We start from the raw sequence: 13,092 nt of genomic DNA, 5'->3' as shown, positions 1-13,092 counted from the left end.
ATTTACCCCCTGGCGTACTCTTTTTTGCTTGTTGTGTACTTGTCCAAGAGTTCCGGCACAGGACGGTAGCCGATGCCTGGACCGGCCGGAACGGGAATGGTTCCATCGGGGGAAACGACTACCTCCGGATCGATGATGTCTTCCTGCCAGTAGCGGGAGGAACCGGCGGTATCGCCAGGCAGGCTGAAATTGGGCAGCGAGGTGATCGCGATGTTGTGAGCCCGGCCAATCCCCGATTCCAGCATGCCGCCGCACCAGACAGGAACCCCGTGTTCCCGGCATAGGTCGTGTATCCGCTTGGCCTCGGACAGTCCGCCGACACGCCCTACTTTAATGTTGATGATTCGCGTGCTGCCCAGCTCGATCGCTTTGCGGGCATCCTCGCACGAGTGGATGCTCTCGTCCAGGCAGATCGGCGTTTTCAGCTGCCGCTGCAATTTCGCGTGATCGAAGATATCGTCATGGGCCAGCGGCTGCTCGATCATCATCAGGTTCATTTCGTCCAGCTGCTCGAATATTCCCACATCATCCAGCGTATAGGCGGAATTGGCGTCGGCCATCATCGGAATATCTCCAAACCGCTGCCGCAGCCCGCGGATAACGGAGACGTCTTTTCCCGGCTTGATCTTAATCTTCATCCGCCGGTAGCCTTGTTCGAGAAATTGCTCAACCAATCGGTACAGGTCGTCGATCTCCTCCTGAATGCCGATGCTTACTCCGACTTCGATCTTTTCCTTCGTTCCGCCAAGGGCTTGGGCCAGGGAAATTCCCTGCTGTTTGGCGTACAGGTCCCAGTAGGCGCCTTCCAAGGCCGCTTTTGCCATATTGTTCCGGCGAATCGGCCCGAAGATCCGGCCGATCTCGTCCGGGTGGGAGATTTCCCCCTGCTCAAAGATCATCGGGATGAGAAAATCCTCCACGATGTGCCAGGCTGTTCCGACCGTTTCCTCGCTGTAAAACGGGTTGGCCGAAACGACGCACTCACCATACCCCACGTGGTCTTTGGTATGGACCTCGGTCAAAAAGAAGCTGCGCACCGTCTGGGTGCCAAAGCTTGTCCGAAACGGCGCCTTCAATGTCAATTGCATCTTTCTCAATACGATCTTGTCTGCTTTCATCTCAACCTCTCCTCATCAGATTAATCTACTTTGGGATCGAGCAGATCGCGAATCCGGTCGCCGGCGAGGTTAATCCCCAACACGGTGATCAGGATCGCGATCCCCGGCAGGGTGGCAAGCCACCAGGCGGACGCGATGTAGGGCCGGCCGGTGCTCATCATAAAGCCCCAGCTCGGCGTCGGCGAGCTTACCCCAAGTCCCAAAAAACTGAGCGACGATTCCATCAGGATTGCCCGGGCCAATGCCAGCGTTCCCAGCACGATTACCGAGGGCAGGCAGTTAGGCAGCAAATGTCTCCAGATGATGCGCCAATGGCGGCTGCCCAACGCGTACCCGGCTTGCACGAATTCCTGTTCGCGCAGGCCGATCACCTCGCCGCGAACCAGCCGGGCGTACTGTGTCCAATCGGTAAAACCCAGCACGAGAATCATGTTCAGCAGGCTCGGTCCCAGCACGGCGATGACGGCAAGGGCGAGCAGAATAAAGGGAAAGGCCATCATGATATCGATCGCGGTCGAGATGAAGAAGTCTGTTTTCCCGCGAAAGTATCCGGCAAGCACTCCCAAGGCCGTACCCAGGGTGAGCGAGATCACGACGGCAAAAAAGCCGACGGCAAGGGATACACGTGAACCGAAGGCCAGCCTCGACCAGACGTCTCTGCCTACCTCATCCGTTCCCAGCCAATGCTCCCACGTGCCGCCTTCCATCCAGACGGGCGGGCTCAGCTTCTTATCCAGGTCCACTTCAATCGGATCGTGGCTGGTGATGAGCGGAGCTGCTAGTGAGATAATGACGATGACGGCAACCATGATCAGACCAACTATGCCGATCGGGTTTTTGACAAACTTGCGATACTTTTTTCGCCACTCGGACACAACCGGCTTCTCTGTCTGCTGCTCGCGGTCATGCGGAATCTGCAATTCCAGTTCACTCATGTATGATTCACCTCGCTCATCCGGACTTGATTTTTGGATTCAGATAGCTATACATGTAATCCACGGTAAAATTCATCACTGCGACGATGAGCGCCAAGGCGACCACACACGCTTGCACCAGCGGATAGTCGGCGGTGTAAATCGCGTTGACAACCAACTGCCCAACACCCGGCCAAGCGAAGACTGTCTCCGTTACGACTGCTCCGCCAAGCAGCTTGCCGATTTGAAACCCGATGACCGTAATGATCGGGATCGCAGCGTTCTTCAACGCATGCTTGTAGATGACGACAGCCTCGGCCAAGCCCTTGGATCGGGCCGTGCGAATGTAATCATGTGAAAGCACCTCCAGCATGCTGGAGCGAACGATGCGCAGGAGCGTCGGCGCCACCCAGATCGCCAGGGTAACCGCGGGCATCACCAGGTGCAGGAAGGTCCCCCGCCCCGATACCGGCAGCCAGTGTAATTTCACGCCAAACAGCAGCATGAGCATAATCCCCGTCCAGAATATCGGCATTGATTGGCCGAGAAACACCAGCACGGTAACGACGTTCTCTGCAATGGAATTACGCTTGACTGCCGAGTAGATCCCCAGCGGTATGGCGATCAGGATGCTGATCAGCGTCGACATCAGGGTAAGCTCGATGGTGGCCGGTATCCTCTCTCCAACCACGTGCAGCGCCGGCTTGTGAAATTTGAGCGATTCTCCAAAATCGCCGCGAACAGCCTGGGAGAGGAAATTCAGATACTGTTCCGATACGGGGCGGTCAAACCCCATCTGATGGCGAAACGCCTCCACCTCCTCCTGGGTTGCTTCCGGAGGCAGCATCAGCAAGACGGGATCTCCGGACAAGTGAATCAGAAAAAACGAGATGGTGGAAATCCCGAACAGGACGAGGAAGATTCGCAGACACTGCTTTACGATCAACCCCATACAGTCACCCCCTATGCAGCAGGAAGGGGAAGATGCCCTTCCCCTATTCCTTGTAATCGATCTCGTACGCGTAAATCCGTTCGTCTGCCCTGGCCTTGAAGTTCAGTTTTGCATTGTACGCCTGGTTGTCCATGGGAGAGAAGAGGAAGACCCATGGTGCTTCGTCATGGAGCAGCTTTTGCGCCTGGCTGTAGATTTCTTTGCGTTTCCCCTGATCAGCCAGGGAGCGGCCTTGATCGATCAGCTTGTCCAATTCAGGCGTGTTGAAGTATTTGCCGTACACTCCTTGGCTGTGGAACATCGGCTGCAGGATGGCATCGGCGTCGTATACAGAGTAGCTCCCCCAGTGCCCCATGCGGAACGGCAAATCTCCGGCGCGCTGTTTTTCCACAAAGGAACTGGATTCGGGATAAAATTTCGCCTTCACCTTGATGCCCACTTTGCTCAGATCGGAGATGGCGGCATCCACCGTTTGCTGGCCTGTTCCCGGCGTAAAATAGTGAATCTCCGTCTCAAAACCTTTCGGATACCCCGCTTCCGCGAGCAGCGCCTTGGCTTTTTCCGGATCGTACGGGTACGGCTGGATGCTCTCGTCAAAGCCGAAATGATTGGGGTTGACCCCTGCCGGCGTTCGGACTGCCTTTCCCCCGTATACCTTCTCAACAATGCTGTCCAGGTTGATCGCGTAGTTCATCGCCTGGCGGACGCGCTTGTCGTCAAACGGTTTTTTACGGGTGTCAAAGGCCATGTAAAAGACGCGCAACAGCGGTACGGATGCCGTCTCAATCTGGCTGTTGCCTTCCAGTTGGGCCATCATATCCGGCGGAACCATGCGGATGACGTCTACTCCGCCGCTCTGCAGCTCGGCGATCTGCGTCGCCACTTCGGGAATGACCCGGAACGTGACCTTGCCGATTTTCGCCGCCCCCTTGAAGTAATCGGGATTGCTCTCCAGCACGATTTTATCTCCCTTTGTCCACTCGACGAACTTATAGGGTCCCGTGCCGACCGGCTTCTCGGCAAATTCCTTGTCCCCGACTTCCTGCAGGTATTTGGGCGGGACAATGCTCAAGTAGAACAGGCGCTGCGGCAGCAGGTTGTACGGCTCTTTGGTTTTGATGACGACTGTGTAAGGGTCGACTGCCTCCACTTTGTCGATCTGGCTGATATTGCCGCGCTGCGGGCTTTTTTGCTCCTCATTCAAGACGCGCTCCAGAGAAAACTTCACCGCATCGGCATTGAACTCTTCGCCATTGTGGAACTTGACGCCCTGTTTCAGTTTAAATTCCCAGGTCAATTCGTCTTTTTGCTCGTAGCTTTCTGCCAGGCCCGGCTCGATTTTCAGATCACTGGTCAAAAATAACAAAGAGTCAAATATATGCCAATTTAACGTAATGGCGTTGGGCTCGTTGTGCATATGCGGGTCCAGCGTAGGAACGTCGGCATCCAGCGCCACGACCAGTTCCTTTTGCTCCCCTGCAGATGTTGAGGATCCCGAACAAGCAGCCAATACAGTGGAGCAGGCAAAGATAAGCATGAAAATACTGAGCAATACTCTTCGCTTCATGGTTTACCCCCTATTCAGATGTCAATCTGACGTGCCAGATTAGCCTAAAATCCGGAGGCCTGAAAAGCCGACCTCTCTAGGACGCTCCGGATTTATTCGATAAAAGTCCCAAAATTGGAGTAGATCTGCTCCAGATTGCGGGTTCTGCTGTGGATCGCCGCTTCGTCCTTGATGCCAATAGCGGTAATGAGCATATTTAACAGGTTCAAAATGGCGGAAACGGAGTAATTGCCAAAGCTGGGGTTTACATCCGTCGTAAACGTAACGTCAGAAATCCGGCCAATCGGTGACAGCACCCGGTCTGTTACCCCGATCAGCCTGGCCCCACGCTGTTTTGCACACTCGGCTACGGCCAGGGTCTCTTTGGTATAGCGGGGAAACGAGATCGCGAAGGCAACAGACTTCTCGTTTAACGCCAAAAGCTTTTCATACGGATCTCCGCTTGCCGGTATTAAGGAAACATTGTCGCGGAGCATGCTAAGTTCAAAGGAAAACCAATAAGCCGCGGCATAGGAGGCCCGGTAGCCGACGACCAGCACCTGATCTGCCCCGATTGCCCAGTCCGCCGCTTTCCAAAGATCAGATTCATTTAATTGTGTCATCATCTGTCTCAATATTTCGATTTCTCTTTCCGCGACCTGGACAAACGGATTGTTCTCTCTCTGGCTCTCTTCGCTCTTGTCATGCAGGCGCAGCCCGGCGAATTCGTGATTCTTCAATACTTGTTCCTGAATGCAGGCCTGCATTTGCGAGAAGCCGTTAAATCCCAGCGCATACGAGAGTCGGATCACCGTCGTTTCGCTGACATCCACCTCCTTGCCAATCTGTACTGCCGTATAAAACGCAGCTTTTTCCATTTGCCCAAGCAAGAACTCGGCTACTTTTTTTTGCCCCGGCGAGAGTTCCGCGAATTTTTCCTTGATTAATGGCTCGATGGGCATAAAAGCTCATCACCCTCTATAGAATTTTATCCTTCGGTTATTTCTATCATGGCAGTTTTTCCTTCGTAGATTCTTTTATATCACAAAATATTCTGTTTGTTAATATTATTCTGAAAATATCATCCATAGAAAAATTAGCCCTATTTGTCCACTCGCCCTGCAAATAAAGAGGCGCATCTTTCGGAAGAAAAATGCGGCCTCACGTTGGGCTATACGTGTTCATTCTGAATGAGTAAATACGGTATGATCAATCATTGGCTGTTTCGCTGCTGCAGATGTTGTATCGCAGGTACGGTGAAACTGGCCAGGTTCGAAGGAAGTTCATGAAGCGGAAACCACCTGACGTCGCCGATCGCTCCGTCTGCCTCCATGTTAACCGGTTCTCCGCTCCGGACGGTCACCTCGTAGATAACAGAAAGCCAATGTTCCGCATTCTCGGGCCGGATGATTTCCGCCGTGCAAAGCAGTGCTTTTATCCCGACATCGAGATTTACCTCTTCTTTGATCTCGCGGATTACGCAGGTCTCCAGCGGTTCATACGGATCGACTTTTCCTCCGGGAATACTCCACGTATCTTTCTCGGGATTTCGGTTTCGCAATACCAACAGTATCTCGTTTTGCTCGTTCAGAATAACTGCTCCTACTCCCACTCTGGGTAAACCAATGGTTGCAGCCATGACCTCTCACCATTATCCTTCCTGCTATTTATTTGAATCAAACAATAGTAACACATTTTTGGTTGGTCATGAAAATGGATCATCACAGACCAATTGCCCGTTCAGCTTTTGAAGAGCCACTGTGAAGGAGCGTTCAATCGTAGTTAGATCATGTGTCTCTAAAGCTTAAAGCAACTGTTATAATAAAATAGGTCTTGTTTTAAGGAGGTAAGACATGGATTGCATTTCACCGAAAGAAGCGGCGTTAAAGGTGAAACGGTGGCCTAAAGATACCATAGCGGCGGGTCGTCGTCATACCGTTGGTCTTAAATCTGCCGGAACGGCGACGGCTGTGGGTGAGAATGGCGGAGTATCCTTCTAAAGGGACTCCCTTTTTTATGTACTCATCGTGATACAACTTTGTAATTGAAGGAAATACTTCTAATGTACGCCTGAAAATAGGGCATAGTATAAACCCGGAATCATTCAAAAAGGGTTGTACACCTGTTATTGCTACATTTCCATTCAGGAGGACGATCTTTCCATGATTTATGTCCTGCTTGTCATTTTGCTGGTGATCGTTGTTCTGCCGCCTGTTATTTTCTTGAGCTACATGTACATCTTATCGAAAGGCCCCAAGCATTCGATTATCCGTTCCCATCCGTTTCTCGGCTGGGTGCGTTATTTTCTTGAAAAAATCGGTCCGGAGTTGCGCCAGTATTGGTTCGATAGCGATACGGAAGCGAAGCCGTTTTCGCGGGACGATTTTATTGGCGTCGTACGTGCCGCAAAATACCGGACGGATATCATTGCGTTTGGGGGCAAACGTGACTATGAGAAGCCTGGCTATTATTTGTCCAATTCGATGTTTCCAAAATTGACGAGTGAGCTCAAAGTCGATAACGATGAACTCGTCCCTGGCAAAAAATACGAGATTACAAGGGAAGGTCTCTTTTCGCGACAGGAAAAAATCATTGACCAAAACATCAAGCGATGGCTGCTGCACGATGACGATATCATTGTTGTCGGGGAAAACCGCAGGCACCCGTGGCGGCTCAAGGGCATGTTCGGTGCTTCCGCAACCTCTTACGGGGCAGTCGGCGAACACTACATCCAGTCGACGGGCAGTGGTGCCTATATGGCCGGCGGTTCCTGGATCAACACAGGCGAAGGAGGCGTTGCCGATGTGCATCTGGCTACGGGAGTTGATGTCGTCTCCCAAATCGGTCCGGGGATGTTTGGCTTTCGCGATGACACAGGCCATTTTTCCATCGAAGAGTATAAACAAAAAGCAAGCAACCCCCATATTAAGGCATTTGAGCTAAAGTTCGCACAGGGATCCAAAATACGCGGCGGACATCTGGAAGGCATAAAAGTAAACGAAAAAATAGCTGCCGCTCGCAAGGTGCCGGTAGGCAAGACGGTCAATTCGCCGAATCGCTTCGAATTTTTGACGAGTCCGGAAGAAACGCTTCGCTTTGTGCAAACCTTGCAGGATGCAGGCGGCAAGCCGGTCGGAATCAAAATTGTCGTGGGTGATTCCCAGCGACTCGACCCGTTTTTCCAGGCCATGATCGATATGGATATCTACCCTGATTTTATTACCGTGGACGGTTCAGAAGGAGGATCTGGCGCTACCTTTAAGGCGATGGCGGACGGAATGGGGCTGCCGCTTTATCCTGCACTGCTGATCCTCGATGATACGGCCCGAAAGTTTGGCGTGCGGAACCGCTTCAAAATTTTCGCCTCGGGCAAGCTCATCACTCCTGACAAAGTGGCCATTGCCCTTGCGCTAGGCGCCGACTGCGTCAATTCGGCCCGCGGTTTTATGATGGCAAATGGGTGCATCCTGGCGATGCAGTGCCATACTGGCAAATGTCCGACTGGAATTACGACGACGGACGCCAAATATCAAGCCGCACTGGCGCCAGAAGAAAAGCAGTGGCGCGTGATGAATTACATTTTGCAAATGAGGGAAGGCGTGTTTTCGCTGGCGGCGGCATGCGGCCTGGAGAGCCCGCGGGGGTTGAGTCGAGAGCATGTGGTGTTCACGAGCGAAAGCGGCCGCACCATGCGGATCGTTGATTTATTTCCTTATCCTGACCGCTGACTTCTTATTGATCTCTTCGAAGCTTTTATCGGGACAAATCTCAACAGCCATTTCTCAACTTAAGAGCAGATTTGTTCAATAAGAGCCTGCTGGCCGCACTCGTACAGAAGAAAATGACCTCTATTTTTCACGCAGTTAAAGGAGGTTTTCGTACTAAGTCATTGCAAATAACCCCGTCCTACTAATAGGGCAGGGTTGACATACGTTTAGAACTGGCCATGAAGTTACTTCTGCACGATCTGAATAAGGTTACCGCATGTATCATCGAAGACAGCTATTGTGACTTCGCCCATTTCTGTCGGTTCCATAGTAAACTTTACGCCTTTTTCCATTAATCGTTTATACTCCTTGCGAATATCTGCAACACCAAACATTGTTGCTGGAATGCCATCGGCGAATATCTTCTTTTGATACTCCTTTGCGGCAGGATGGTCATTCGGTTCAAGTAAAAGCTCGATACCGTCTTGATCATCGGGAGAAACAAGCGTTATCCACCTAAATTCTCCAACGGGAACGTCCTCCTTTTTTACGAACCCCAGCTTTTCTGAATAAAACTCCAGTGCCTTGTCTTGATCTTGTACGAATATGCTGGTAACAATGATTTTCATACTGTTTTTACCTCCAGGTTTATAAAATTACTCTATCCATCTTTTCAGCAAATTTTTAAGTGGTTGGTTGTTGAATATCACTACTCGATATTTTCCCTTTCGTTTTGATATTACGAGTCCTGCATCTTCCAATACAGAAAGATGTTTAGCTACAGCTTGTCGCGAAATGGAAAGGTCGTGCTTCATAATAAGACGCACCGTAAGTTCATACAATGTCAGCTCGTTGCGTTCGGATAGTTCGTCTAATATAAGCCGCCGAGTCGAGTCGCCAAGTGCTTTGAATATAGCGTCTTTGTCCCAATTCATATATCGAGTATAAGCAACTCTACAGTTGCTCGTCAAGTATAAGCAACTGTATGGTTGCATGATAAAGAAACCGTATCATGCAATCTTAACAAGTTAAAGTCACATAACATCAAAAAAATTTGGTTACATCGTCCTCTCATGATGCGCGATCTCGAACTCCAAAGTATATCTCAAAGAATGACGGGTAGTATAATGATGAATTTAAAATTGACAGCAGGGAGTTTACAGACGATGAAAGCAATATGGATCATCACTTTATCCGTATTCTTGATTTCCGGGTGCACCCCATATAAAACGAACCAAGTACCGCCCAAAGGGATTACGGACACACCCCTGAAAACGACTCGTACACCAAACTTGCACGATGGACCAGAAATAGCGGTGCGCAATCCCCATCCGCTTTCGTTGGCGGATTTGCGGGCGAAATACAAAAGCATGTTTATATTGAGCGGTCCTTCTTCGAAGCGTGCAGTTGCCTTAACCTTCGACGACGCCCCTGATGACCGTTTTACACCTCAAGTGCTTGACGTTTTGAAACAGGAGGGTGTACGAGCAACGTTTTTCGTAGTCGGCAACCGGGTCGAAGCGCATCCCGATATTGTACAAAGAATGGTTAACGAAGGCCATGTCATTGGGAACCATTCTTACAGTCACCCGAATTTGCCAAAATTAAGCGATGCGGATTTCGAGTATCAGATTGTGAAAACAGATCAATTGATTCAATCCTTTGCGGGGTATAAGCCAACTTTTATCAGACCCCCGTACGGAAATATAAGCGAACGGCAGATACAATGGCTGGCAAGCCAACACAAGTTCATTGTCAATTGGAATGTCGACTCATTGGATTGGAAAAACCTAAGCGCGGAGCAGATCAGAACGAACGTTCTGTCGCATGTACATCCGGGTTCTATTATCCTTCAGCACGCCGCAGGGGGAGTAGGAGAGGATCTGTCCGGTACGGTTCAAGCGCTGCCGGGAATTATTAAACAGCTCAAAAATGACGGGGTTAAGCTGGTTACGATTCCCGAGTTGCTAAACCTTCCGAAGTAGTCATGACGATTCTGCGGTGCAGTTTATAAGCCGCCCGCTTTTGTCGGCTGATTCTCCCCATTTTTCATTGAGATGAAGGCTTTGCGGTAATGGTTTCGTGGTATTTGTTTCCGTCCTTGACCCACTCTATTTTAATGGCGGCGTACTCCAAATTCTGTTTCACCTCGTCATAAGTCCAATCTATAACAGTTCCGCCAAACATGTCTTCTCCATACACTTTGTCATTGAGAACCTCATTCTCTTTTGCGGTAAAATTTGACCCTGTGCCTCCAAGTCCATAGATATTAAAGGAAGTATCATAAGTTAATCGCTCTAGCTCCATTTCTTCTTTCGGTCTTAGGACGATGTTTTTTGAAACACCATTTTGTTTTTTATGATCTTCCCAGACTTCCGTTAGGGTAAGCTTCACCGTTCCGCTCCAATGGTCGGATTCTCCTTCAAGCGTTAATACGTGTACTTGATTCGTCAAACATCCTTGTATGGCAAAGACGATCAAAAAAAACGGTAAAAACAGGAGTTTTTTCATCATTTCCTCCATCCTATTTACTATCAGGCCAAAGGCCATATTCTCCACTATACGGATTGAAAATATATCTCGTTTTTTGACTATCCCGTTCCGCAGTAATAATATACAGGTCATATCCTCGCGTAGAAGTGATTTTTGTCGTTGCTTGATCATCAATCGAGTGAATTCGTTCTGCAAGGATCATTTTTTGTTTTGCTTGGGCTAAGGTGTATGTTGGCAAGGAGAGAAAGAAGACAAGGGGGAGGATGACTAACAGGCTTACGGTGGTTGCAATTATGATTTTCGGCCGCTTGGAACGTTCCGGAAATCCCGATAAATAGTCTATCAGCAGAAAGACCATAAAAACATAAAATGGAACGAATAGGTGAAGAGACATGATTCCGAAATAAACATAATGATTGATCAAGATGAACGTCAGTAATTCCAGGACTGTAAGCCACATGAGAATGATACCGATGGCAATTGTCAACAGAAAAAACACTTCCCCTCCGAAAGCTAAAAAAAGAGTCCGTGTCGTCTATAGTAAGCCGTTTCGTCATCTAATGTGTTTCAACTGAACCCAAATTCTGTAGGCGATTTGGGCAAGCTTTGTTTTTCTCTTGTGCAACGGAATGCCGACGATTTCGCCAATCTCTTCGGCCACGGCTTCAATCGATTTTTCTTCTGTATGAATCTGTCGTTCAAACAAGGGATCGTTTAATGCCTCTACGCACTTAGCAACCTGCTTGTAGTTCCAGGAATTCGGATCGTCTCCACGCTTCCGCAACCGCCGATATACCGTTTCTTTTGAGGCTGTTAAGGCAAAATGTTGAATGGCAAGACCTTCATTTCGCAACGTCGTGATGATTTCATGAAAATATTCCCGATTGACCAGCGTCATCGGCACGATCACGACGCCATCGAAGTTGGCTTCCAGATACCGAAGTGTATCTGCTATATATGCCCTCCAAATAGGATAATCTTGAAAATCTTCTTTCCGAATGGAAGTGGGCAGATCCCTCTGAATGCGAAAGCCGAATCTTTCCGTAATCTTGCAAGTAGGCTAGCAACTGCTGATCGCTTTTCTCGATAAGAAAAAGGTCGAAGGTATATGGCAGCTCCCATAGAGATGTAATAATATCTTGAATTTGTTTGACTGTTTGTTGATCGTATTCATCATCCAATTTTTTCATGTAATACTTATCAATATTACATATACATCCCTTTTCGTTCCTTCACTGTAACCTTCAACTTACCCTCTTACATTCGAAACATCTAACTCCTTGTTGTTTAATTTGTTGCTTAAACCGAAAATGAACATAGAATGCAAGTAAATATCTTCCTTAAACATTTCGATTATACTCGCTTCTGTTGTCTATTTGCTGCGGTTCGAATTCGGGTTTACTACAGCCTTGAACATATAGCGATAAGACGATGAGAAGTACCAGCATTCTCATTAAGATCCTCCTAGGAAAGTGGAAGTCAAATCCCCGTAAATTGATTTTTTACTGTTAACTGTTGGTGAAAAAGAACCAACTACACTAATCATGATGGCAAGAAAAGCAGGTACTTCGCGATCCTCTCATCGAGAAGGCCCAGAAACCGATAACCTATCGCTCAACTGCCAGTAAACGCTACCTGGAGATTGCCAAGAAACAGTAGACCGGTGCCAAAGCCATACCCAAAGCGATTGGCGGAAGATCAGATCGTCAGTCTTTCCCAGCCACATGACGCCCGTTTGTGTGTGGCAAAGGTAATGCTCCCGACGAATTCGGGGCAAAAATGGCGATCAGTTGGGCGGATGATTTCTCCCATTTGGAGAAGCTTTCCTGGGATAATAGATAGTGTGAATACCATCTGAATCGATAACCTCTTTTAAAGTTCTCCGAAAGTTATTAAGGATATGTTTCCTGATTGTATATGATAAGATAGAAACCATCCAATTGTTATGATGAGGCCATATACGATCAATATAGCAAGTGTTAGAGATGATACTATTATGGATAATCTTTCGTTCTTTATTTTTAATACATTCAGGAAAATAATGAAGCATATCATGCTTCCGAATAGCAGTATCCATAATCCATTACCTACGAATTCCCAGACATAAACTCCTTCATCTCGTGCATATCCATTCTGTATTTGTAAGTACACTGTTGTGCAAAAGAATATAATAGAAGCGATGAGTCCTAAAGCAGCCACCCCATACTTTTTATTCTCCATATTATTCTCCTTATCTCAACTTTCACAGCTTGAAATCGGCAGATAAGCCTAGATGTAGTTGGGCAAAGTAGCAAGCTATTGCTGGAGTTGACGCTGAAGTGAATGCTCCCACCGCCTGAAGAGGCGGGGGCTTCTTGTTTCG

Annotated in this window: 13 protein-coding genes and 1 pseudogene; 3 read left to right on the top strand and 11 right to left on the bottom strand. The window is 48.7% G+C overall.

What is annotated here, in order from left to right:
- Positions 1-2: 2 nt before the first annotated feature.
- The 6 genes from menC to ACI7RC_RS20795 all read right to left on the bottom strand — a co-directional run bounded on the left by menC (position 3) and on the right by ACI7RC_RS20795 (position 6,169).
- Positions 3-1,118: an o-succinylbenzoate synthase gene (gene menC / locus ACI7RC_RS20820; RefSeq protein WP_408110114.1), complete on the bottom strand. Its 1,116-nt coding sequence runs from the start codon at positions 1,116-1,118 to the stop codon at positions 3-5.
- Between the two features lie 20 nt (positions 1,119-1,138).
- Positions 1,139-2,053, bottom strand: a complete 915-nt coding sequence (locus ACI7RC_RS20815; RefSeq protein WP_408110113.1) for an ABC transporter permease — start codon at positions 2,051-2,053, stop codon at positions 1,139-1,141.
- A 16-nt stretch (positions 2,054-2,069) separates the two neighbouring features.
- Positions 2,070-2,984, bottom strand: a complete 915-nt coding sequence (locus ACI7RC_RS20810) for an ABC transporter permease (protein ID WP_408110112.1) — start codon at positions 2,982-2,984, stop codon at positions 2,070-2,072.
- Between the two features lie 43 nt (positions 2,985-3,027).
- On the bottom strand, positions 3,028-4,551 hold the full coding sequence (locus ACI7RC_RS20805) for an ABC transporter substrate-binding protein (RefSeq protein WP_408110111.1): 1,524 nt from the start codon (positions 4,549-4,551) through the stop codon (positions 3,028-3,030).
- A gap of 92 nt (positions 4,552-4,643) precedes the next feature.
- The gene (locus ACI7RC_RS20800) at positions 4,644-5,492 is read right to left on the bottom strand and encodes a MurR/RpiR family transcriptional regulator (protein ID WP_408110110.1); all 849 of its coding nucleotides are present in this window, start codon (positions 5,490-5,492) and stop codon (positions 4,644-4,646) included.
- 251 nt (positions 5,493-5,743) lie between these two features.
- On the bottom strand, positions 5,744-6,169 hold the full coding sequence (locus ACI7RC_RS20795; protein ID WP_408110109.1) for an NUDIX domain-containing protein: 426 nt from the start codon (positions 6,167-6,169) through the stop codon (positions 5,744-5,746).
- 214 nt (positions 6,170-6,383) lie between these two features.
- Between ACI7RC_RS20795 and ACI7RC_RS20790 the strand changes: the two are divergent.
- A pseudogene (locus tag ACI7RC_RS20790) lies at positions 6,384-6,512 on the top strand (chromosome condensation regulator); the annotation flags it as partial.
- Positions 6,513-6,692: 180 nt separating this feature from the next.
- Positions 6,693-8,258: a glutamate synthase-related protein gene (locus ACI7RC_RS20785; RefSeq protein ID WP_408110108.1), complete on the top strand. Its 1,566-nt coding sequence runs from the start codon at positions 6,693-6,695 to the stop codon at positions 8,256-8,258.
- A gap of 224 nt (positions 8,259-8,482) precedes the next feature.
- Here the strand turns inward: ACI7RC_RS20785 and ACI7RC_RS20780 are convergent, their stop codons facing one another.
- On the bottom strand, positions 8,483-8,866 hold the full coding sequence (locus tag ACI7RC_RS20780) for a VOC family protein (RefSeq protein WP_408110107.1): 384 nt from the start codon (positions 8,864-8,866) through the stop codon (positions 8,483-8,485).
- 27 nt (positions 8,867-8,893) lie between these two features.
- Positions 8,894-9,172, bottom strand: a complete 279-nt coding sequence (locus ACI7RC_RS20775; protein ID WP_408110106.1) for an ArsR/SmtB family transcription factor — start codon at positions 9,170-9,172, stop codon at positions 8,894-8,896.
- Positions 9,173-9,403: 231 nt separating this feature from the next.
- Here ACI7RC_RS20775 and ACI7RC_RS20770 point away from each other — a divergent pair, with 231 nt between their 5' ends.
- Positions 9,404-10,222, top strand: a complete 819-nt coding sequence (locus tag ACI7RC_RS20770; RefSeq protein ID WP_408110105.1) for a polysaccharide deacetylase family protein — start codon at positions 9,404-9,406, stop codon at positions 10,220-10,222.
- 64 nt (positions 10,223-10,286) lie between these two features.
- On the opposite strand, the gene ACI7RC_RS20765 is transcribed toward ACI7RC_RS20770, so the two are convergent.
- The 3 genes from ACI7RC_RS20765 to ACI7RC_RS20755 form a co-directional block, all read right to left on the bottom strand.
- Positions 10,287-10,751, bottom strand: coding sequence for a hypothetical protein (locus tag ACI7RC_RS20765; RefSeq protein ID WP_408110104.1), 465 nt, complete (start codon positions 10,749-10,751; stop codon positions 10,287-10,289).
- A 10-nt stretch (positions 10,752-10,761) separates the two neighbouring features.
- A complete protein-coding gene (locus ACI7RC_RS20760) occupies positions 10,762-11,217 on the bottom strand; it encodes a hypothetical protein (RefSeq protein WP_408110103.1) in 456 nt (151 codons plus the stop codon).
- A gap of 66 nt (positions 11,218-11,283) precedes the next feature.
- Positions 11,284-11,634, bottom strand: a complete 351-nt coding sequence (locus tag ACI7RC_RS20755) for a nucleoside/nucleotide kinase family protein (protein ID WP_408110102.1) — start codon at positions 11,632-11,634, stop codon at positions 11,284-11,286.
- Positions 11,635-13,092 lie beyond the last annotated feature (1,458 nt).

It is taken from the genome of Brevibacillus sp. B_LB10_24 (assembly GCF_046036945.1).
Lineage (GTDB): Bacteria > Bacillota > Bacilli > Brevibacillales > Brevibacillaceae > Brevibacillus_C.
The sequence above is the reverse complement of the archived record's forward strand: the minus strand, read 5'-3'. Positions and strand labels throughout refer to the sequence as shown.